The 21,315-nt window shown below is 73.8% G+C and carries 20 protein-coding genes; 8 read left to right on the forward strand and 12 right to left on the reverse strand.

Features of this window, described 5'->3' with window-relative positions; genetic code table 11:
* Positions 1-56: 56 nt before the first annotated feature.
* Positions 57-695 carry a TetR/AcrR family transcriptional regulator gene (locus NLX85_RS29125; protein WP_189193466.1) on the forward strand — a complete coding sequence of 213 codons (639 nt, stop codon included), beginning with the start codon at positions 57-59 and terminating at the stop codon, positions 693-695.
* Here the strand turns inward: NLX85_RS29125 and NLX85_RS29130 are convergent.
* Positions 670-1,335: a DedA family protein gene (locus tag NLX85_RS29130; RefSeq protein ID WP_254340525.1), complete on the reverse strand. Its 666-nt coding sequence runs from the start codon at positions 1,333-1,335 to the stop codon at positions 670-672. The two genes, NLX85_RS29125 and NLX85_RS29130, sit on opposite strands and share 26 nt — an antisense overlap.
* A gap of 160 nt (positions 1,336-1,495) precedes the next feature.
* Here NLX85_RS29130 and NLX85_RS33575 point away from each other — a divergent pair, with 160 nt between their 5' ends.
* Both NLX85_RS33575 and NLX85_RS29140 read left to right on the forward strand, forming a co-directional pair.
* A complete protein-coding gene (locus NLX85_RS33575; protein ID WP_254340526.1) occupies positions 1,496-2,650 on the forward strand; it encodes a sensor histidine kinase in 1,155 nt (384 codons plus the stop codon).
* Positions 2,647-3,294 carry a response regulator transcription factor gene (locus tag NLX85_RS29140; protein WP_254340530.1) on the forward strand — a complete coding sequence of 216 codons (648 nt, stop codon included), beginning with the start codon at positions 2,647-2,649 and terminating at the stop codon, positions 3,292-3,294. The genes NLX85_RS33575 and NLX85_RS29140 overlap by 4 nt, the downstream gene beginning before the upstream one ends.
* A gap of 9 nt (positions 3,295-3,303) precedes the next feature.
* Here NLX85_RS29140 and NLX85_RS29145 read toward each other — a convergent pair whose 3' ends face one another.
* The 7 genes from NLX85_RS29145 to NLX85_RS29175 all read right to left on the reverse strand — a co-directional run bounded on the left by NLX85_RS29145 (position 3,304) and on the right by NLX85_RS29175 (position 10,479).
* Entirely contained in the window at positions 3,304-3,921 is a 618-nt protein-coding gene (locus NLX85_RS29145) for a DedA family protein (RefSeq protein WP_254340532.1), read from the reverse strand.
* Between the two features lie 24 nt (positions 3,922-3,945).
* A complete protein-coding gene (locus NLX85_RS29150; protein WP_254340534.1) occupies positions 3,946-5,196 on the reverse strand; it encodes an adenylosuccinate synthetase in 1,251 nt (416 codons plus the stop codon).
* The gene (locus NLX85_RS29155; protein ID WP_254340536.1) at positions 5,193-6,149 is read right to left on the reverse strand and encodes a hypothetical protein; all 957 of its coding nucleotides are present in this window, start codon (positions 6,147-6,149) and stop codon (positions 5,193-5,195) included. Before NLX85_RS29155 ends, NLX85_RS29150 begins: the two co-directional genes overlap by 4 nt.
* 10 nt (positions 6,150-6,159) lie before the next feature.
* Positions 6,160-7,134 (reverse strand): serine/threonine protein kinase, encoded by a 975-nt coding sequence (locus NLX85_RS29160; RefSeq protein ID WP_254340538.1) that lies wholly within the window; start codon positions 7,132-7,134, stop codon positions 6,160-6,162.
* On the reverse strand, positions 7,131-7,883 hold the full coding sequence (locus NLX85_RS29165) for an NUDIX domain-containing protein (RefSeq protein WP_254340540.1): 753 nt from the start codon (positions 7,881-7,883) through the stop codon (positions 7,131-7,133). The genes NLX85_RS29160 and NLX85_RS29165 overlap by 4 nt, the downstream gene beginning before the upstream one ends.
* 86 nt (positions 7,884-7,969) lie before the next feature.
* The gene (locus tag NLX85_RS29170) at positions 7,970-8,860 is read right to left on the reverse strand and encodes a MaoC/PaaZ C-terminal domain-containing protein (RefSeq protein ID WP_374628636.1); all 891 of its coding nucleotides are present in this window, start codon (positions 8,858-8,860) and stop codon (positions 7,970-7,972) included.
* 260 nt (positions 8,861-9,120) lie between these two features.
* Complete coding sequence (locus NLX85_RS29175) at positions 9,121-10,479, reverse strand: 3-oxoacyl-ACP reductase (protein ID WP_254340544.1); 1,359 nt, start codon at positions 10,477-10,479, stop codon at positions 9,121-9,123.
* A gap of 54 nt (positions 10,480-10,533) precedes the next feature.
* On the opposite strand from NLX85_RS29175, the gene NLX85_RS29180 reads away from it, so the two are divergent.
* On the forward strand, positions 10,534-11,826 hold the full coding sequence (locus tag NLX85_RS29180; RefSeq protein WP_254340546.1) for an acetyl-CoA C-acetyltransferase: 1,293 nt from the start codon (positions 10,534-10,536) through the stop codon (positions 11,824-11,826).
* Between the two features lie 51 nt (positions 11,827-11,877).
* Here the strand turns inward: NLX85_RS29180 and NLX85_RS29185 are convergent, their stop codons facing one another.
* Together NLX85_RS29185 and NLX85_RS29190 are read right to left on the reverse strand one after the other, a co-directional pair.
* The gene (locus tag NLX85_RS29185; protein ID WP_254340547.1) at positions 11,878-14,181 is read right to left on the reverse strand and encodes a PKD domain-containing protein; all 2,304 of its coding nucleotides are present in this window, start codon (positions 14,179-14,181) and stop codon (positions 11,878-11,880) included.
* 159 nt (positions 14,182-14,340) lie between these two features.
* Positions 14,341-16,665 (reverse strand): PKD domain-containing protein, encoded by a 2,325-nt coding sequence (locus tag NLX85_RS29190; protein ID WP_254340548.1) that lies wholly within the window; start codon positions 16,663-16,665, stop codon positions 14,341-14,343.
* Positions 16,666-16,874: 209 nt separating this feature from the next.
* Here NLX85_RS29190 and NLX85_RS29195 point away from each other — a divergent pair, with 209 nt between their 5' ends.
* Together NLX85_RS29195 and purB are read left to right on the forward strand one after the other, a co-directional pair.
* Positions 16,875-17,126 (forward strand): hypothetical protein, encoded by a 252-nt coding sequence (locus NLX85_RS29195; RefSeq protein WP_254340549.1) that lies wholly within the window; start codon positions 16,875-16,877, stop codon positions 17,124-17,126.
* Between the two features lie 54 nt (positions 17,127-17,180).
* Entirely contained in the window at positions 17,181-18,602 is a 1,422-nt protein-coding gene (gene purB, locus NLX85_RS29200) for an adenylosuccinate lyase (protein ID WP_254340550.1), read from the forward strand.
* A 4-nt stretch (positions 18,603-18,606) separates the two neighbouring features.
* Here the strand turns inward: purB and NLX85_RS29205 are convergent, their stop codons facing one another.
* A complete protein-coding gene (locus tag NLX85_RS29205; protein WP_254340551.1) occupies positions 18,607-19,068 on the reverse strand; it encodes a YbjQ family protein in 462 nt (153 codons plus the stop codon).
* A 129-nt stretch (positions 19,069-19,197) separates the two neighbouring features.
* Positions 19,198-19,881: a DUF1986 domain-containing protein gene (locus NLX85_RS29210; protein ID WP_254340552.1), complete on the reverse strand. Its 684-nt coding sequence runs from the start codon at positions 19,879-19,881 to the stop codon at positions 19,198-19,200.
* A gap of 471 nt (positions 19,882-20,352) precedes the next feature.
* Here NLX85_RS29210 and purS point away from each other — a divergent pair, with 471 nt between their 5' ends.
* Both purS and purQ read left to right on the forward strand, forming a co-directional pair.
* Positions 20,353-20,616 (forward strand): phosphoribosylformylglycinamidine synthase subunit PurS, encoded by a 264-nt coding sequence (purS, locus tag NLX85_RS29215; RefSeq protein ID WP_091315782.1) that lies wholly within the window; start codon positions 20,353-20,355, stop codon positions 20,614-20,616.
* Positions 20,613-21,296 carry a phosphoribosylformylglycinamidine synthase subunit PurQ gene (gene purQ / locus NLX85_RS29220; RefSeq protein WP_254340553.1) on the forward strand — a complete coding sequence of 228 codons (684 nt, stop codon included), beginning with the start codon at positions 20,613-20,615 and terminating at the stop codon, positions 21,294-21,296. The genes purS and purQ overlap by 4 nt, the downstream gene beginning before the upstream one ends.
* Positions 21,297-21,315 lie beyond the last annotated feature (19 nt).

A 21,315-nucleotide genomic window follows, 5' to 3' on the forward strand; every position in this document is an offset into this window, starting at 1 on the left:
AGCCGACTTTGGTTACTCTGGCGTAACCTTACGCACGAGTAGGTATGCTCGCAAGGGTGTCCAGCACACCGACCTTCAAGCGCCTCCCCCGCGCCGTGCGCGAGCAGCAGATGCTCGACGCGGCGGTAAAGGTCTTCTCCCGCCGGGGCTTCCACGCGGCCAGCATGGACGAGATCGCCGACGACGCCGGCATCTCCAAGCCGATGGTCTACGCGTACCTCGGCACCAAGGAGGAGCTCTTCGTCGCCTGCCTGCACCGCGAGGGCACCCGGATGATGGAGGCCATCGCCGGGGCGGCCGCCTCCGACCTGCCCGCCGACGAGCGGCTCTGGCGCGGGCTGCGCGCCTTCTTCGGCTTCGTGGGCGCGCACCGGGACGGCTGGGCCGTGCTCTACCGGCAGGCCCGCGGCGAGCAGCCGTTCGCCGCCGAACTGGCCACCATGCGCGGGCGGCTGGTCGAGGTGGTCGCCGGGATGCTCGACCACGCGCTGCGCGCCAAGGGGCGCGAGGTCCGCGCCACCGATCTGGAGGTCGTCGCGTACGCCCTGGTCGGCGCCACTGAGTCGCTGGCCGACTGGCTTGCCGACCACCCGGAGGCGGACCCGGAGAAGACCGCCACCCGGATGATGAACGTGGCCTGGCTCGGCGCCGACCAGCTGCTGCGCGGGATCACCTGGCATCCGCCGGCCGGCTGACCCGGGCACACGCCACCCGGCGGCGCCGGCCCCGGGCCCAGCGCACCGCCTCCACGATCACCGTGAGGGTCAGCGCCAGCCCCAGCCCGAGCAGCAGCCCGCGGACCGGGTCCCGCTCGAACGCGAGCCCGCCCAGGTAGCCGACGAGCGCCGAGTAGCCGCCCCAGGAGGCGGCGGCCAGCGCGTCGAAGGCGAGGAACCGCCGCCGGGGAAACCGGGTCGCCCCCATGGTCAGGGTGACCGCCGTGCGTCCACCCGGGACGTAGCGGGCCACCGTGAGGATCAGCCCGCCGCGTGCCGCGATGCCGCGCCGGGCCCACTCCACGGCGGCCCGCCGCCGCCTGCCCCGACCCGCCGCCGCGTTGCCATCGACCGCCGGGAGCCGGGCCAGCAGCCGGCCGCCGCCGTGCCGGCCGATCGCGTACGAGACGTGGTCGCCGACGAGCGCGCCGAGCGCCGCCACGCCGACCACCAGCGGCAGGTCCGGCTGGCCGGTGGCGGCGAACACTCCGGCCGTGATCACGGCGGTCTCGCTCGGCACCACCGGGAAGAAGCCGTCGACCACCGCGATGGCGAACAGAGCCAGGTAGACCCAGGGCGAGGACATGGTCTGGTGGAGCAGGTCGAGCACGGAATCCATGGCCCCGATGCTTGTCGCGCCGCCGGTCCCCGCCATCTGCCGTCGGTCGGCCGGCGGCGGTCACTTTCGTCGTGTCGTACCCCGACGGGCCCTCGGGGTCGGCCCCCAACCCACCCCGAGGTACGCCCCGTCGCGCGCCCGCCCGGCCTAGGCTCGCCGGGTGACCACCCGCGCCACCCTGCTGCGGCGGGCCGAGCGGCACACGCCGCTCCTGCTCGCCGGGCTCGTGGCGGCCGGCACCTGGGCGTCGGCGACCGGCGCGCTGGGCGTCCGCTCGCCGCTGCCCCGGCTGCTGGTGCTGGTCGTGGCGCTGGCCTCGGGCGCCGCCGCCGTCACGGCCCGCCGCTGGCCGCTGGTCGGCGCGGCGGTGGTCGGCTGGGTCGTCCTGGCCGCCTGGCCGGCCGCCCTCCTGGCCTCCTGGCGCGCCGGCGTGGGGCTGCGCGGTCGCCGGCTCGCCGCTCACCTGCTCGGGGCGGGACTTGTCGCCGTGCTCGGGGTGGTGGTCGGCGTCGCGGTCGGCGGGGAGCGCCGGCTGACCACCGCGACCGGCGCCAACGCCACGGCGCTCTTCGCCTGGCTGGTGGTGTTCCCGCTGCTCGCCGGCCTGTGGATCCAGGCGCGACGGGACACCCTGGCCGCCCTCCGGGACCGCGCCGAGCGGCTGGAACGCGAGCAGGAGACGCGGGCCGACCGGGTACGCGCCGAGGAGCGGGCCCGGATCGCCCGGGAGATGCACGACGTGGTGGCGCACCGCGTCTCGCTCATGGTGGTGCACGCCGGGGCGCTGGAGGTGACCGCCGCCGACGCGGCCACCGTCGAGGCGGCCGCCCTGATCCGCTCCACCGGGCGGGCGGCCCTCACCGACCTGCGTGAGGTGCTCGGCGTGCTGCGCCAGCCGGCCGCCGGCGGCACCCCGCTGCCCGTCGCTGGGTTGGACGCGGTCGACGACCTCGTGGCGGACTCCCGGGCGGCCGGCCTCCGGGTGGACCGGCGGGACGAGGGGACGGCCGGGCCGGTGCCGGGCGCGGTGGCCCGGACCGTGCACCGGGTGGTCCAGGAGGGGTTGACGAACGTGCGCAAGCACGCCCCGGACGCGGCGGTCACCGTGCGCCTGCGGCACCTGCCCGACGGGATCGAGGTCGCCGTCCTCAACGGCCCGGCCACTCGGCCCGGCCCCGCCCTGCCCGGCGCGGGGCTCGGCGTCGTGGGGCTGCGCGAGCGGGTCGAACTGGCCGGCGGCCGGTTGTCGGCCGGTCCGACCGCCGACGGGGGATTCCTGCTGCGGGCGCTGGTGCCGGTCGAGGAGCTGCCGTGATCCGTACCCTGATCGCCGACGACGAGCAACTGGTCCGCGCCGGCCTGCGGCTGATCCTGGAGGCCGCGCCGGACATCGCGGTGGTCGGTGAGGCGGCCGACGGCGACGAGGCGCTGGCCGCCGCCGTCCGGCTGCGGCCCGACGTGGTGCTGCTGGACGTCCGCATGCCCGGCACCGACGGGCTGGCCGCCGCGCCGAGGGTCGTCGCCGCGGGTCCCAGGGTCGTCATGCTGACCACCTTCGACCGGGACGAGTACGTGCACGCCGCACTGCGTGCCGGCGCCGTCGGCTTCCTGCTCAAGGACACCCCGCCCCGGGAGCTCGCGGCCGCCGTGCGGACCGTCGCGGCCGGCAACGCCATGCTCGCCCCGACGGTGACCCGGCGGTTGATCAGCTCGTTCGCCGAACGCGGTCCGGCCCGACGGGAGGCCGCACGGCAGCGGCTGGCCCGGCTCACCGACCGGGAGGCGGCGATCGTCCGGGAGGTGGCCCGGGGTGACGCGAACGCCGACGTGGCCCGCCGGGTCGGCGCGAGCGAGGCGACCGTGAAGACGCACGTCAGCCGCGCGCTGGCCAAGCTCGGCGTGGCCAACCGGGTCCAGCTCGCCATCCTGGTCCACGACGCCGACCTGCTGGAGGACTGAGATCCCGGGTCAGCGGCGCGCGGTGGCGCGGGCGCGGGCGCGGCGGCGGGCCCAGCGGGCGGCCTCGAACAGGCCCGTGACCGCCACCGAGATGCCGACGCCGGCGAGCAGGCCCTGGATCGGGTTGTGCTCGAAGGCCAGCCCGCCGAAGTAGCCGAGCAGGCCGCAGTAGATCCCCCAGGTGGCGCAGGCCAGCGCGTCGTACATGAGGAAGGAGCGGACCGGGTAGCGGACCGCGCCCATGGTCAGGGTGACGGCGGTCCGCCCGCCGGGCACGTACCGGGCGGTGGTCAGGATGATGCCGCCGCGCCGGTCGACCGCCCGGCGGGCCCACTCGGAACCCGTCCGGCGCCGGCTGTCGGCGGGCAGCCGTGCCAGCCGGTGCGCGCCGCCGCCGCGCCCGATGGCGTACGAGACGTGGTCGCCGACGAGCGCGCCGAACGCGGCGGCCACGATCACCCCGACCACGTTCGGCTCCCCGCCGGCCGCGAAGACCCCGGCGGTGATCGCCACGGTCTCGCCCGGCACCGCGGGGAAGAACGCGTCGACCGCGGTGACCACGATGATCACCAGGTACACCCACGGCGAGGTCACCGTCTGGTGCAGCAGGTCGACGATGTCCCCCATGCCCCCATGCTCGGTGGTGGGATGTCAGCGGGGAGTGGAAACGGCTCCAGCGAGGGCCGGGACCTTGTCCTCGGCGGTCGGGCCGTGCGAGGTGAGCAGCACGGGCGCGCCCAGCTCGGCCGCCACCGCCGCCGGCCAGTCGGTGGGCGCCTCGTCGAGGACCGGGCGGGCCCGGAGCAGCCGGGCGGTGAGCGCGGCCTGACGGTCCAGGTCGCCGGCCGGGCCGGGGTTGAGCCCGTCCACCGTGTCGTAGCGGCGGCAGAGGCGCAGGGCCGGGCCGGCCAGGTCGAGGTGGGTCAGGGCCAGACCGTCCACCCCGCCCGCGGCGGCCAGGGCGTAGCGGTGGGCGACCGCGTCGAAGTGACCGAACCGGAACCGGCCCTGCCAGGGGTTGGTCGGGTTGCGCGGGTCGGCGAAGGGCAGCGCCGGGTCCTCGGTGACCAGCGGCCCGGGACCGTGCCGGGTGGTGGTCACCCGCAGCACGCCGAGCCGCTGCGCGGTGCCGGCCAGCCCGGCCTCGGCCAGCAGCGCCTCGGCGTTGGCGAAGGTGGTGGTGCTCCACGTGGTGTACGGGTGGAAGCCGTGCCACTCGTCCAGCAGCACCCCCTGCGCCCCCTCGAACACGCAGGTCCCCGCCCGCAGCACACCCGCCAGGTGCGCCCGGCCGACGATCGCCACCCGGTCGGCGAAGGCCGCGTACGCGGGCAGGCAGTCCTCGACCGGCGGGGCGTCCAGCGGGCCGAGTTCGGCGGTGAGCCGGTCCCGCAGCGCGGTGAGCCGGCGGCGCAGCACCGCCGGGTGGGCGCAGTCCGCCACCCGGGGCGCCTCGTCGGGGTGGGCGAGGCCGTACGCGACCGCCTCGCCCACCCCCAGCCCGCAGGAGCCGTGCCGGTCGGCTCCCCGGGCGATCTCCCGCGCCCGGTTGGCTGCCCGGTGGTACGGGGTGGCCAGCAGCGCCTCCCCGTCCACGGTCAGCCGGTCGAGCGCGTCGGGCACCCCGACCGCCGTGAGGTGGTCGGCCTCGGCGGCCAGCGCCAGCGGGTCCACCACCACGTGCCGCGACAGGTGCGTGCGGACCCCGGGACGGAACGTCCCGGCCCCGAACTGCGCGAACGTGTGGTGGCGCCCGGCGCGCAGCACGACGTTGTGCGCCGCCTGCGCGCCCCCGTTGAACCGGACGACCGTGTGCACCGGCCGGCTCGCGCAGAGCCAGTCGACGACGGTGCCCTTGCCGGCGTCGCCGTAGCCGAGGTCGACCACCATCACGTGGTTCACAGCCGGGTGACCCCGCTTCCGTCGGTCGGGGCGAACGGCAGCGTGGCCACCGCGCGCCGGCCGCCGCCGAGCCGGGCGAGCGCCCGGGAGACGGTCCGGCCGGCCGTCGACCCGGCCCGGTCCAGGTCGCGCAGCCCGGCGTCCAGGTCGATGGCCTGCTCGCCGAGGCCGACGGTGAGCGCGATGGTCTCGCAGACCGCGTCCAGGTCGTCCAGCTCGACGGCGTGCTGACCGAGCAGGTCGCGCCAGAAGTCGAGCACCTTGCGGCTGCCCGCGTACGCGCTGCCGGCCGGGAGCAGGTAGTAGGTGTCCCAGCGCCGGGTCACCTCGTCGACGATCTGCCGCAGCGGCACGTCCTCGCTCAGGTTGTCGCCGATGAGCCGGGCGACCTGCCGCCGGTCCACCCGGGGGTACGCCAGCTCGTCGCCGATGATGAACAGGTAGCCGCGCCGCCCCCGCTTCGCCCAGCTGTCGGTGACCGTGTGCCGGGCCATGAAGTAGAGCGCCAGCTCGTACGACTCGGTCATCTGGCCGCCACCGCCGCCCTCCAGCACGATCCGGCCGAGGTCGTCGTCCATCCGGTTGTCGGACTCGAACTGGCCGACCTGCAACGGCACCCGGTCACAGGTGGCGTCGCCGATCGCGCCGAACAGGATCTGCGGGTCGGGGGCGTACCCCTGGCGGAGCAGCAGGCCGAGCAGCTGCGGCAGCTTGCTCTGGAGCACCCGGGGCACGTGGCCCATCGAGCCGGTCACGTCGAAGAGCACCGCGATGGGCGTCGACCGCGGGTGCTCGGCCGAGTCGCGGCTCTCCCGGACGGCGCCACGAGGGTCGAGCGCGGGGTGCACGGTCCGCGCCCCGCTGTCGCTGTACGAGAACGCGCTCGCGCCGGTGGCCCGCCGGTAGCGGTCGGCGGCGTCGTACACGTCGGTGGACCAGATTCCGCTGCCCATGGCAGCCTCCCTAGGGATTGAGGGTGAAGGGGCGGAAGGTGCGGGGGCCGAAGAGGCGGTCCAGCACCTCGTCGAGTTCGCCGAGCAGCCGCCAGGCGTCGTCGGGGCGGGCGGCCAGCTTCGGGCGCGTGCAGCCGGCCGCGAAGGCGCGCAGCTCGCGCGGCGCCCGGCCGGCCATGAGCCAGGTCATGCAGCGCGCGGCCATGGCCAGATCGGTGCCCGGGCCGGCGGGCCGCCGCGCGGTCACCTCGGCCGGGTACCACTCCTCATGGCCGGGGACCAGCGCCGGGACGGCGCCCTCGCCCACCACCGCGAAGCACCAGTCGACCAGGACCACGCCGTGCGCGTCCGGCTCGATGAGCACGTGCCGGGGGAGCACCGCGCCGTGCACCACCCCGGCCCGGTGGGCCAGGCCGAGGGCGACCAGCAGCCGCCGCCACATCCAGGCCGCGTCGCGCGGGTCCAGCCCGTCCGGGTACGCCCGGCGCACCTCGTCGAGGCTGTGCAGCCCGGGTGCCGCGGCCACCACGTTGACCAGCCGTTCCGCGCCGGTCGCCGGGTCGCGGGCGGGCAGGTGGTCGACGAGCCGGGGTACGTAGGGCAGGTGGCGCGGGTCGCCCCGCTCGGCGATCCGCCGCAGGGCGCGCGCCTCGCGGGCCATCAGGTCGTTGTCGGCCGGATTCCGGGGCAGCTTGAGCAGCCGGTCCCGCCCGACGTCGTAGAGGTCGGCCAGGTCCCCGGCGTACGCGATCCGGCGTAACGCGTAGTCGCCGAGTTCGGCACCGCGGCCGCCCCGCCAGCGGGCGGTCACCGCCATGAGCGCGTCGGTGGCGGCGGCGCGTACCCCCGGGTCGACCGCGCCGAGCCGGTCGGGGTGCAGTGCCGTGACCAGCTCGCGGTAGCGGCGGGCCGGCGCCTCGGTGCCGAACAGGTCGGCGTCGCCGTGCGCCGTGGCGACCAGCCGGATGGCGTCCTCGGTCCTCACCGCACGGTCTCCTCCCGGGCGGGGCGCAGCAGCGCCGGGTGGAGCAGCCGGGCGTCGCCGGCCCGGTAGAGCTTGGCCCGGGGGCCACCGCGCGCGCCGCCCCGCTCGGTGCTGGCGCCGGTGCTCTCCACGAAGCCGGGCACCGAGAGCACCTTGCGGTGGAAGTTGCCGGCGTGCAGCGGGTGGCCCCACACCGTCTCGTAGACGGCCCGCAGCTCGGTGATGGTGAACTCGGGTTCCAGGAAGCGGGTGGCCAGCGGGGTGTACTCCAGCTTGGACCGGGCCCGCTCCAGCCCGTCGTCGATGATCCGGCCGTGGTCGAAGGCGAGCTGCCGGCTGGTCAGGGCGGTGACCGGCAGCCAGATCGCGTCGTCGGCGTCGGTGTCGGCCACCGGGTCGGGAAGGTCGGGGGCGAAGGCCAGGTGGGCGACCGAGACGACGCGCATCCGGGGATCGCGGTCGGGCCCGCCGTAGGTGGCGAGCTGCTCCAGGTGGACCCGGCGCAGCCGCTCGCCGCCGAGGCCGGTCTCCTCGGCCAGCTCCCGCCGGGCGCCGGCGGCCAGGTCCTCGTTCGGGCGGACGAACCCGCCGGGCAGCGCCCAGTGCCCCGCGTAGGGCGGGGCCGCCCGGCGGATCAGCAGGAGGTGCAGCGCGCCGTCGCGGATGGTCAGCGCGACCACGTCGACGGTGACCGCGACCGCCGGGTAGTCCCGGGGGTCGTACGCGGCGAGGAAGTCCTGCTCGTTCACGTCGTCTCGTCTCTCTCATCTTGAGAACAACTCAACCTGAGAACAACTTAGCGCACGAAAAAGGGAACGCCAAGCCCCCTCTTTCCTCAGCGGACGGTGCCCACCAGGTGCGGCCGCCCCTGCCGCGCGTCGTGCAGCGCGAAGTCCCAGCTCCCGCCGGTGCCGGAGGCGCTGAAGGCCACCGTGGACGGCAGCGGCACGGGCAGCTTGAACGCCACCTCCACCGTGTAGGCCTCCGGCAGCCGGCTCTCCAGCGCCGCCACACAGCGCGCCTTGCTCCACATGCCGTGGGCGATCGGGCGCGGGAAGCCGAACAGTCGCGCGCCCAGCCTGGAGGTGTGGATCGGGTTGTGGTCGCCGGAGACCCGGGCGTAGTCGGTCCCCACCCGCGGGGTCACCCGCCAGTGCGCCGAGGCCGCCGGCGGGGTCGGGCGGTCACCCCGGTCGGGCCGCGGGCCGCCGCCCGCCGTGCGCTCCTTCCCGAGGTACGTCGAGACGCCCCGCCAGACCTCCTCGCCGCCGACCGAGCCGACAAGAACCACGTCGAGCTGCCGGCCCCGCTCGTGCGGGCGCAGGTTCTCCGCGTACGTGCGGAAGTCCACCGTCTCGCCCACCTCGACCGGCCGGTGCACGGTGATCCGGTTCGCCACGTGCACCACGCCGGTCAGCGGGATGGGGAAATCCGGTGCGGTCATCAGCCGCAGCGACAGCGGAAAGCCCAGCACGTGCAGGTACGTCGCCGGCAGCCGGTCGGCCAGCCGGAACCCGCACACCCGGTCGTAGTCGGCCAGGTGTGCCGGGTCGACAGGCACCCCGGTGACGCCCAGCTCCACGGCCGGCACGTCCGGCCGCCGCCGGCCGCCCGTGCCGGGCAGTGCGCCCAGCAGGGCCCGCCGGTAGAGCGCACCCGGCGCGGGCAGCCGGGGCAGGTCGATGCGCAGGCGCCCCTCCGGCCCGGTGCGGTCCGGCGCGGTCAGCGTGGCCGCCCCGCCCGCCGTGACCGCCGCGGCGGCGCCGGACAGGTCCCGGGTGCGGTCGTCGGCCGGCGCGGACAGGTCCCGCGTGCGGTCGTCGGCCAGCGCGGACAGGTCCTGGGTCGCCTCGACGGGCGGCTCCGGGACGCCGCGCGCCGCGAGCGCCGCCCGGGCCGAGGTGAGGTCCTGGGTCGGGCCCTCGATCAGCTCGTGCACCGACAGCTCCTCGGCCGGCTCCTCCGGCCGCTGCTTCCGCCGCGCCATCACGCCCCCAGCAGGCTCTGGCCGCAGACGCGGACCACGTTGCCGCTGACCGCGCCGCTCGCCGGCCACGACAGCCAGCCGATCGTCTCGGCCACGTCCACCGGCAGGCCGCCCTGAGCCATGCTGTTCATCCGCCGGCCCGCCTCGCGGATCATCAGCGGGATCCGGGCGGTCAGCCGGGTCTCGATGAAACCGGGCGCGACCGCGTTGAGGCTGATGCCCCGCTCGCGCAGCACCGGGGAGAGGGAGTCGACCAGGCCGATCACACCGGCCTTGCTCGTCGCGTAGTTGGTCTGGCCCCGGTTGCCGGCGATGCCCGCGATCGAGGAGACCGAGACGATCCGGCCACCGGCCGGGATCAGGTCACGCTCCAGCAGTACGTCGTTGATCCGCTCCTGGCTGGAGAGGTTCACGTCGATCACCGAGTCCCAGCGGTCGGCGTCCATCCGGCCCAGCGTCTTGTCCCGGGTGATGCCGGCGTTGTGCACCACCACGTCGACCCGGCCGTGCCGGCTCGCCAGGTGCTCGGCCAGCCGGGTCGGGGCGTCCGGCGCGGTCAGGTCGAGCTGCACCGCGCTGCCGCCGACCTCGTTGGCGACCGCGGCCAGCTCGTCGCCGGCGGCCGGGATGTCCAGCGCGACGACCGTGGCGCCGTCCCGGGCGAGCACCCGGGCCAGCGCCGCGCCGATGCCCCGGGCGGCCCCGGTGACCAGGACGACCTGACCGTCCAGCGGCCGGTCCCAGTCGGCCGGAGCGGCAGCGGTCCCCGCGCCGACCCGGATCACCTGGCCCGAGACGTACGCGGACCGGCCGCTGAGCAGGAAGCGCAGGGTGGACTCCAGGCTGACCGGGGTGCCGGCGTCGCCGTCCTTCGTGACGTACACGAGCTGGGCGGTCACGCCCCGACCGAACTCCTTGCCGATGCTGCGGGTCAGCCCCTCCAGCGCCCGCTGGGCGGTCGCCTCCCGGGGCGAGCCGCATTCGGCCGGCGGGGTGCCCAGCACGATCACCCGGCCGCTGGGCAGCAGCGCCCGGGCCTGCGGGTGGAAGAAGTCGTAGAGCTGGCGCAGCCCGGTGGAGTCGGTGATGCCGCTGGCGTCGTACACCAGAGCCGCGACGCGGGCGGTGGCGTCGGTGGCGGCGGCCGGGTCGACCAGCTCGACCCCGGCGGCGGTCAGCACCTTGCCCACCGGCTCGGCGAGCCGGCCGCCGGTCGACGATCCGAGCAGGACCGGCCCGGGAACCAGCGGGTCGCCCGGCGTGTGCCGGCGCAGGCGAGGCGGGTCGGGCAGCCCGAGGCGCTTGACCAGCGCGCGGCCGGCCCCCGATTGGACGAAGCTCGCGTACCTGTCGGTCATAGGCGTAGCCTACTGGCGAGTAGGGTTCGGGCAACAGCTTCGAGGAGGCCGATCGTGCAGAGTGTCCGGCGGGTCGCGGTGATCGGCGGCAACCGCATCCCCTTCGCCCGGTCCAACTCGCGCTACGCGCACGCGTCCAACGCGGACATGCTCGGCGCGGCGCTGGACGGGCTCGTCGCCCGGTTCGGGCTGGCCGGGCAGCGGGTCGGCGAGGTGGTGGCCGGCGCCGTGCTGAAGCACTCCCGGGACTTCAACCTCACCCGCGAGGTGGTGCTCGGCTCCCGCCTCGACCCGCACACCCCGGCCTACGACATCCAGCAGGCCTGCGGCACCGGGCTGGAGGCCGCCATCCTGGTCGCCAACAAGATCGCGCTCGGGCAGATCGAGGTCGGCATCGCCGGCGGCGTGGACACCACCTCCGACGCGCCCCTCGCGGTCAACGAGGACCTGCGCCGCACCCTGATCCAGCTCAACTCCGCCCGGACCCTCGGCGAGCGGCTGAAGATCGCCGCGAAGCTCCGCCCGCTCCAGCCGTTCAAGCCGGAGATCCCGCGCAACGCCGAACCGCGGACCGGGCTGTCGATGGGCGACCACGCCGCGAAGACCGCGCTGCTCTGGAACGTCGACCGGCAGGCCCAGGACGAGTTGGCGCTCCGCTCGCACCAGCGGCTCGCCGCCGCGTACGAGAAGGGGTTCTTCGACGACCTGATGACCCCCTACCTGGGGCTGACCCGCGACCAGAACCTCCGCCCGGACACCAGCCTGGAGAAGCTCGGCTCGCTCAAGCCGGTCTTCGGCGCCAAGGGGCCGGACGCCGAGCGGGCCACCATGACGGCCGGCAACTCCTCCCCGCTCACCGACGGCGCGTCGACCGTGCTGCTGGCGTCCGAGGAGTGGGCGCGCGAGCACCACCTGCCGGTGCTCGCCTGGTTCTCCTGGTCCGAGACCGCGGCGGTCGACTTCGTGCACGGCGACGAGGGGCTGCTCATGGCCCCCGCCTACGCGGTGCCCCGGATGCTGGCCCGGGCCGGGCTGACCCTCCAGGACTTCGACTACTACGAGATCCACGAGGCGTTCGCCTCGCAGGTGCTGGCCACCCTGGCCGCCTGGGAGTCGCCGGCGTTCTGCAAGGAGCGGCTCGGCCTGGACGCGCCGCTCGGGTCGATCGACCGGGACAAGTGCAACGTCAACGGCTCCTCGCTGGCCGCCGGGCACCCGTTCGCGGCCACCGGCGGCCGGATCGTGGCGACCCTCGCCAAGCTCCTCGACCAGAAGGGGAGCGGGCGTGGCCTGATCTCGATCTGTGCGGCCGGCGGGCAGGGCGTGACGGCGATCCTGGAGCGCTGACGCCGACGCCCGCCCGGGTCGATGGATCCGGGCGGGCGTCCTGCGTTCCGGTCAGCTGCCGAGGGTGAACTTCTCCCAGGGGCCGATGGCGGTGCGGTTGGCGATCAGGGGCTTGGCGCCGCCGCTATCTGCAGTGACGTAGCGGCTGTTGACCGCCGCCTTGAGGCTGACCGTGCCGTCGGTGTTTCGGACCAGGGTGAACTTCTCCCACGCGCCGGCGCTGAGCCGGTTGGCGATCAGCGGGTTGACGCCGCCGTTGTCCGCGCAGACGAAGCGGTTGTTCGCGTGGGCGAAGACGCCCAGTTGGCCGCTGCCGAGGTCTACCAGGTCGAACCGCTCCCACGGGCCGACGCTGGTCCGGTTGGCGATCAGCGGATTGGCGCCGGCGTTCTCCGCGGTGACGTACCTGCCGTTGGCGCCGGCCTTGAACGAGCGGTTCGCGTCGGCGACGTTCACCCGGTAGAACTTCTCCCTCGTGCCGACCGTGGTGGCGACCGCAGTCAGATCGGTGCTCGACGACACGCCCACGTAGCCGCCGCCGGTCCACCGGAGGCTGACTGTGCCATCCGGATTCTGGACCAGGGAGAACGTCTCGGTGGGGCCGACTGCCGCGTTGACCGGACGTACGGTGCCGTCGACGGACAGGTAGCGGTTGGTGGCTCGGGACAGCAGGGCGACCTGCCCGTTGCCGGCGTCGGCCAGGTCGAACTGGCCGCCGGCATCCAGCGCCGCCTGGTCGGCACGCACACTCCACCCGGCCACGGTCGACGACGCGTAGCGCAGGTTGGACAGGGAAAGCAAGCCGACCGTGCCGGTACGCGGCAGGAGGCTGACGGATCTGGTGACGGTGGCCGTGCGACCGTCGATGCCGGACACCCGGACCGACACGGTGTAGGTGCCGTTCCTCGCGTACGTGTGCGTGGCGATCGGCTTGTCCTGGGTGACCACGGTGCCGTCACCGAAGTCGATGACGTACTCGGTGATCGGGACGTATCCGGGGAGCGAGGCGGAGGCGTCGACCCGGACGGTGCGGGTGCCGAGATCCAGCCCCGCCTCCATCTGGGCGCTGGGGCTCCCGAGGCGCTCGGTCGGGCCGCGGTCGGCCCAGGGCATCGGCCCGCCGCCGGTGTTGGGCACCGACGGGTTGTCGGCACGGGTGTTGCCGTTGCGATCGGTCGCCGGGAATCCGGGTGCCGCAGAGTTTGCCGAGTCCTCCTTGTCGAAGGGGGACGGGGTGTCCAGATCGTGCGCGGCCTGCCCGGAGACGGCCCGGAACGCCTCCAGACCCATCCGGCTGCCATCCCAGGAGTACGCGGAACCGGACGGTGAGCCGAAGTGATAGGTGTTGTTGTAGTCGACCACCGTGTCGCCTCGGGCGGCGCCGTAGACACCGATCTCCGCGCCCGGCTCGGCAGAAGGGTCGCAGTAGGGCTGCCCGAAGAGGCCGTTCGAGGCCAGCACGTTGTTCTGGACCGAGACGCCGGTGGAGGCGCCGTCGATCCGGACACCGTCTCGGCAACTGCTCTGGATCCGATTGTTGGTGATCGCCGTCCGGGCTGCGCCGCGATTGTGGATGCCCGTGCCCGCTCCGCCGTTCAACTCGTTGTTCGCCACCACGGTGCCCACCGCGGCCGGGCCCAGCGCGATCTCCGCCCCCGTGAACCCGCCGATGGTGCTGTTCCGGACAGTGTTTCCCGGCCCGTCGATCCGGATGCCGACTCGGTCGAGGTTGTCGAACGTTGCTGAGCTTCCGACGATCGCGGAACGGACATCCACGCCGGTGGTCGCGGTGTCCAGACTCACCCCACTCATGGCGGCCACTCCGATGGCCTTGAACCCTGCGAGGGTCGACTGCGTCACCCCGGTGAGCCGGACGGCGGGCAATGTGGCGGCGTCCGCCATCGCGTAGCTGCCGCCTTCGATCGTGATCCTCGAAACGTTCTTCAGCTCGAGCGCGGGCGCGTCGACGGCCCGGCTCACCCAGAGGTCTTGCAGCAGGATGTCGTGCTGGTCGATGACGACGACACCGGCCGTCCCGCCGTTGAGAACGGCGCCGCCGCTGTTGCGGATCGTGATCGGCTGGTCTGAGCTGCCGGAACTGTCGACGGTGAGGCGTTCCGGATAGGTGCCCTTCCCGATGTCGACGGTCTGGCCGGCGGTGACCCGCGCGACGGCCGGGGTGATGGAGCAGTAGGGCTGGGCGAGGGTGCCAGGTCCGGTGTCGGAGCAGGCGGTCGACGTCTGGCGGACGTAGAGGACCGTCTCTTCGGCGGCCTGGGCCGGCGTGGCGAAGGACAGCAGGGATCCGCCGGTCAGCGCGAGTGCGGTGAGCCCGGCGAGGGAGGGATTGCGCATGTGCGTCCTCGGTCGAGGAGAGGAGGGACCCGGACCGGGCCCGGGTCGATCTTTACCCATCGGGAGGTGTTCCCGCTGCCCCGGTCGCGCATTTCGCGTGGAGGTGACGACGACGCCCGCCCGGTTGTCGCGGCCGGGCGGGCGTCGCTCGTCGTGCGCTCAGCCGCCTAGGGTGAACTTCTCCCAGGGGCCGATGGCGGTGCGGTTGGCGATCAGGGGCTTGGCGCCGCCGCTGTCCGCGGTGACGTAGCGGCTGTTGACCGCCGCCTTGAGGCTGACCGTGCCGTCGGTGTTGCGGACCAGGGTGAACTTCTCCCACGCGCCGGCGCTGGTGCGGTTGGCGATCAGCGGCTTGGCGCCGGCGCCGTCCGCGCAGACGATCAGCCGGTTGGCCCAGGCCAGGAGCGCCACCTTGCCGCCACCGAGGTCGAGCAGGTCGAACCGCTGCGCCGTGCCGGCGCTGGTGGCGCTCGCGATCAGCGGCTTGACACTGCCGCTGTCCGCGGTGACGAAGCGGCCGTTGGCGCCCGCCTTCAGGGTGCGTCCCGCGTTGGCCACGTCGACCCGGTAGAACTTCTGGTCGGTGCCGATGGTCGTGCCGTTGGCGATCAGCGGCGTGGTCGCGTTCGCGGTCGCGGTCACGAACCTGCCGCCGGCGACGGACTTGAGGCTGATCGTGCCGTCGGCGTTGCGGAGCAGGGTGAACCGCTCGGTGTCGCCGACCACCACGGTCTGGTAGGTCAGCGCCGCCACCCCGGCCGTGTCGGCGGTGACGTAGCGCCCGGCCGAACGCAGGAACAGGGCCACCTTGCCGTCGCCCGCGTCGACCAGGTCGAGCCGGGCGGTCGGACCGAGGTCGGACCGGTCCGCGCCGAGCGCCGGCCACGGCACGTTGGCCATCGGGGCGACGTACCGGAGGGCGGAGGTGGTGAGCAGGCCGACGGTGCCGGTGCGGGGCAGCACGCTCACCGCGTGGGTGGTGTCGTCCTTGCGGCCGTCCGTGCCGGTGGCCCGCACGGAGACGCTGTACGTGTTCCGGGTGGCGTACCGGTGGGTGGCGATCGGCGTGTCCTGGGTGACGATCGTGCCGTCGCCGAAGTCGAACCGGTAGGTGGCGATCGGCGCGACCCCCGGCACGGTGGCGGAGGCGTCCACGGTGACCGAGCCCGTGTCGAGGTCCGGCGTGAGGGCGAACCGGGTGTCCGGGCCGCGGACGGTCTCGACCGCCCCCCGGTCGGCGTAGGGCAGCGGCCCGGCGCCGGTGTTCGGCACCGCGGGGTCGTCAACTCGGGCGGTGCCGTTGCGGTCGGTCACCGGGAAGCCCGGAGCGGCCGAGTTGGCCGAGTCGTAGCCGCCCGTCGGGCCCGGGGTGTCGAGGTCGTGGGCAGCCTGGCCGGAGGCGGTGCGGAAGGCCGCCAGGCCCATCCGGGTGCCGTTCCAGGCGTAGATCGCCGAGGAGCCGGGCGTGTAAAGGTCGGCGAGGTTGTAGTCGACCACCGTGTCGGCGGTGGCGCTGCCCTCGACGGCGATCTGCACGCCCTGCCCGGGCGGTGACGGGCAGCTGTGGTCGCGGCTCTTGACGAGCCGGTTGTTCTGCACCGAGACGCCGGTGGACCCGGCGTCGACGCGGACGCCGCCTCGGCACCGGTCCTGGATCGTGTTGTTGGTGATCGCCGAGCCGGCGGCACCGGCGTTGTGGACGCCGTAGCCGACCCCTTCGCTGATCTCGTTGTTCGCCACGGTCGTTCCGCGCGCGCTCGCCGCGATGCTGATGGCGGCGCCGGTGAGGCGACTGAGGGAACCGCCGACGACCGTGTTGTCGGTGCCCTCGATCCGTACCCCGACGCTCTGCTCGATCGGGTCGACCGGGTTGCCGACGACGCCTACGGACGACAGGCGGACGCCGGACGTGGCGTCGTCCAGCGACACGCCGGTGGTCAGCGAGGTGCCGGAGACGAAGAAGTTGCTCAGGACCGAGTCGGTGACGCCGGAAAGGCGCACGGCCGTCCCGGTCACACCGCTCGTCAGGGAGTAGCCGCCGCCCTCGACCGTGACACGGGCGGCGTTGCGGATGTCGAGTGCGGGACCGTCGGCCGCGCCGGGGACCTGGATCCGTTCGATCCTGATGTCGTGCTGGCCGTCGATGGTGATTCCGCCCGCCGGGCCGACCAGTTGCGAGCTGGAGGGGCCGCCCCGGAAGACGATGGGCGCGTCCGGCGTGCCGGACCGGGTGACGGTGACGTGCTCCCGGTAGACGCCGCCGCTGATCTCGACGGTCTGCCCGGCCGAGACGACCGCCGCTGCGGCGCCGATCGAGCAGAACGGCTGGTCGTAGGTGCCGGGCCCGGTGTCGGCGCAGGTGGTGACCGCCGGTCGGACGTAGAGGGTCGTCCCGTCCGCGGCCTGTGCCGCGCCGGCGAAGGTCAGGAGTGAGCCACCGGTCAACGCGGCCGCGGTGAGCCCGGCGAAGAGAGGTTTGCGCATGCGGATCCTCGGTTCGAGGAGGAAGGAGGGCCCAGGGAGAGCCGAGGATGATCTTCGCCGGTCAGCCCGTGTCCCGCTGTCCCGGCCGGCATAACGGACGGCGGATTTCGAGGTCGACGAGATGACCCGATCGGGTGGCTGAACGGACAACCGTCTTGTTCAGGCCCGGAACCTCTCCATCATCGGCTCGAGCGGGACGGGAGGTGGGTGTGGATCGGCACCAGGTACGCGGGGCCCTGCTGGCGGCGGGACTGTCGCCGGACGCCTTCGAGCTGGAAGGCGTGCACGAGCACGTGCCGGTCCCGGCCGACTTCTGGTTCCTCCGCCACGCCCCGGGCGGTGGCTGGGAGATCGGCCTCTACGAGCGCGGCGTGCACGACGTCCGCCAGCGCTTCGACACCGAGGAGGACGCCTGCGCCGGGCTCTACCACGCCCTCACCGGCCGGCCCGCCCCGCGCTGATCCGGCTCGTGGGGCGGCCGGGGCGCTGGTCGGCGCGTACGAAAGAATGGGGCCGTGACGATCCCGAACGTGCTCGCCAACCGGTACGCCTCGCCCGAGCTGGTCGCCCTCTGGTCGCCGGAGGAGAAGGTACGGATGGAGCGGCGGCTCTGGCTCGCCGTGCTGAAGGCCCAGCGGGACCTCGGCGTGCCGGTGCCGGACGGGGTGGTCGAGGCGTACGAGCGGGTGGTCGACGACGTGGACCTGGCCTCGATCGCCGAGCGCGAGCGGGTGACCCGGCACGACGTGAAGGCCCGGATCGAGGAGTTCAGCGCGCTCGCCGGGCACGAGCACGTGCACAAGGGGATGACCTCCCGGGACCTCACCGAGAACGTCGAGCAGCTCCAGGTCCGGGCCTCGCTGGAGCTGATCCGGGACCGGGTGGTCGCCACCCTGGTCCGGCTGGCCTGGCACGCCCACGAATACTCAGGCCTCGTGATGACCGGCCGGTCGCACAACGTCGCCGCGCAGGCCACCACGCTGGGCAAGCGCTTCGCCTCGGCGGCCGAGGAGCTGCTGATCGCGTACGAGCGGCTGACCGACCTGATCGACCGCTACCCGCTGCGGGGCATCAAGGGGCCGGTGGGCACCGCCGCCGACCAGCTCGACCTGTTCGACGGCGACGCCGGCAAGGTGGCCGAGCTGGAGGGCCGGGTCGCCGGGCACCTGGGCTTCGCCCGAGTGCTGGACAGCGTCGGCCAGGTCTACCCGCGGTCGCTGGACTTCGACGTGCTCTCCGCGCTGGCCCAGGTCGCCGCCGGGCCGTCGTCGCTGGCCACCACGATCCGGCTCATGGTGGGCCAGGAGCTGGTCACCGAGGGCTTCAAGCCCGGCCAGGTGGGTTCCAGCGCCATGCCGCACAAGATGAACACCCGCTCGTCGGAGCGGGTGAACGGCTTCGCGGTGATCATCCGGGGCTACCTGTCGATGGTCGGCGAGCTGGCCGGCGACCAGTGGAACGAGGGGGACGTCTCCTGCTCGGTGGTCCGCCGGGTGGCCCTGCCGGACGCCTTCTTCGCCGCCGACGGCCTGTTCCAGACGTTCCTCACCGTGCTGGACGAGTTCGGGCCGTACCCGGCGGTGATCAACCGGGAACTGGAGCGTTTCCTGCCCTTCCTGGCGACCACCAAGATCCTGGTCGCGGCGGTCCGCCGGGGCGTCGGCCGGGAGGTCGCGCACGAGGTGATCAAGGAGCACGCGGTCGCCGTGGCGCTGGCCATGCGGGAGAAGGGCGCCGCCGAGAACGACCTGTTCGACCGGCTGGGGGCCGACGGGCGGCTGGGGCTGAGCCGGGCCGAGATCGACGCCCTGGTTGCCGACCGCAACGCCTTCGTCGGCGCCGCCGGCGCCCAGGTCGACCGGGTGACCGCCCGCATCGCCAAGATCGTGGAAGCGCACCCCGAAGCCGCCGCCTACTCCCCGCCCCCCATTCTCTGAGCGGTCAGGAGCCGGGAGTGGGGGTCTCGCCGGCGGTACGGAGGTTGGGGGCGCTTGCCGGCTCGGCGATGCCGCCGGGCGCCGAGGCGATCTCCGGTTCGTGGGCGGTCTCGGCCGCGATCATCGGCTGGTCCGGCGGCATGACGTCGGGCGTCTTGGGTACGACGATCACCGCCGTCCCGTACGCGCAGATCTCCATCCACATCTCGCCGCAGTCCCGGCTGTCGAAGCGCATGCCGATCACCGCGTTCGCGCCGAGCCGCATGGCCTCCTCGCCGAGCCGGGCCACCGAGTCGGTACGCCAGCGGGTGAGGTTGTCCGGCGCCATCGGGTCGTAGGCGCCACCGCGCAGGTTCTTGACCCCCTCGCGGTACGGGTTGCGGGTCCGCGCCATCGAGGAGACCACCTCGCCGAGGATCTGGCGGATCTCGTAGCCGGGCAGTTGATCCGTCGTCACGACCAGCACGGTTCCGATGCTGTCAGCCGTCGGGCGGCCGGTTCGTGAGCCGTGTTCACCTGATCGGATGCTGCAAAACAGCGCGGCGCGGACGGGCGGGGTGCCACCGGCCCATCCGCGCCGCACCGGCGCTAACCGTCAGACACCGGTAACCGAGGTGATCCAGGACCGGTTGTACGCGACACTGCCGTAGTTCTGGATGCTGTAGCCGTCGGCGGTGGAGGCCACGCCGACCTGCCGGCCGTTGTAGAACTGCGGGCCGCCCGAGTCGCCCCGCCAGGCGTTGCCGTTGATCCGGGTGCTGCGGATCGCCTGGCCGCCGTAGGCGTCGGTGGCGTTGGTGCTGGTCACCTGCACGCTGGCGGTCTTGAGCTGGGGAGACGCGCCGCAGCCGCTGTAGCAGGTCATGCCCCAGCCGTAGATCGAGTTGGTCGAGCCGACCGGCGGGTTGCTGCTGGCCAGCGTCACGGTGGAGGTGCTGACCGCGCTGGACAGGCGGAGCAGGGCCAGGTCGTAGCGGGTGTAGGAGGCGCTCACCGTGCGGGTGACCCCGCCGGAGGCGTAGTAGACGCTGCCGACCCGGACCGACATCGAGCCGCTGACGCAGTGTCGGGCGGTGAGCACCCACTGGGAGGCGATGACGCTTCCGGAGCAGGTGAACGAGCCGTTGCTGAACACGGCGGCGGCCCACGGGGCGGACGAGACGGTGCTGCCACCGATGATCGGCTGCGGGCCGGCCGGCGCGGCGGCGGCGCCGGAGGCGGTGGCGAGCACGCCGGCGAGGGCGGTGGTCAGCACGGCGAGCAGGGGACGGAGGCGCATGTCGAGGACTCCTTCTGCGGAGGGGGCGCCCGGGGTCGCCGGGCCGGGGGTGACCCGACCGGGGCGGGGTGGACCCGGTGGGCCGGTCGATGAACTCATCGACGCTTGGCGATGAATGCTAAGGGCCGGCTGATGTTCGTCACAAGAGTTCGATCGAAATCGGTGGATCGATCGACCGGCTGTGCGGGGGTCTGCCCGCCGTCTGTCGGAAACCGGTCCCACCACCCGGGCCGTACGGCAAAATGCCTGGTGAGAGGCCTGTCGCCGCGGGCCGGCGGCCGCGTCGGGCAACAAATTCGTATCGACGCCGCAACGAACTCGCATCGGCCTTCCGTCCCGGCGGCCGGTCACGCCGATCACTGCCTGACCCGGCCCCGGCCGGTGCGGGCGGGACCGTATCTGCCAGGTAGGCTGGCTGCGCTCGCCCGTTGTGGGCCGGCACCCAACTGCGTACACAGTCAGGAGTGCCCCGTGCCTCGCGTCGTCGTCGACGTCATGCTCAAGCCCGAGATCCTCGATCCTCAGGGCCAGGCCGTCGCAAACGCGCTGCCCCGGCTCGGCGTCAGCGACGTCGCCTCGGTCCGGATCGGCAGGCGGATCGAGATCGAGTTCACCGGTGAACCGGACCTGGACCGGGCCCGGGAGATCGCCGACAAGCTGCTCGCCAACCCGGTCATCGAGGACTTCACCGTCCACCTGGTCGAGGCCGACGAGACCGCGGACGCGCGCTCGTGACCGCCCGGGTCGGTGTGGTGACGTTCCCCGGCTCGCTCGACGACGGCGACGCCGCCCGGGCCGTCCGGATCGCCGGCGCCGAACCGGTCCGGCTCTGGCACGGCGACCCGGACCTGCACGGCGTCGACGCCGTCGTCCTGCCCGGTGGCTTCTCCTACGGCGACTACCTGCGCTGCGGCGCGATCGCCCGGTTCGCCCCGGTGATGGGGACCATCGTCGAGGCCGCCCGCGGCGGCCTGCCGGTGCTCGGCATCTGCAACGGCTTCCAGATCCTCTGCGAGGCCCACCTGCTGCCCGGCGCGCTCACCCGCAACCAGCACCTGCACTTCCGCAACCGCGACCAGGTCCTCCGGATCGAGGCCGTCGGCACCGCATGGACCAACGCGTTCCAGCCCGGCCAGGAGGTGCTCGTCCCGGTCAAGAACGGCGAGGGCTGCTACGTCGCCGACCCGGCGACACTGGACCGGCTGGAGGCCGAGGGCCGCGTCGTCGCCCGCTACGTCGGCGGCAACCCCAACGGATCGCAGCGCGACATCGCCGCGATCACCAACGAGGCCGGCAACGTGGTCGGCATCATGCCGCACCCCGAGCACGCGGTGGAGGCGCTCACCGGCCCCTCCCTGGACGGCCTCGGCTTCTTCACCTCGGTGCTGAAGCACCTGGTGGGGGCCCCGGCGTGACCGGCGGGATCATCGGTCG

It is taken from the genome of Micromonospora sp. A3M-1-15 (assembly GCF_024213425.1).
GTDB classification, from domain to species: Bacteria; Actinomycetota; Actinomycetes; order Mycobacteriales; family Micromonosporaceae; genus Micromonospora; species Micromonospora chersina.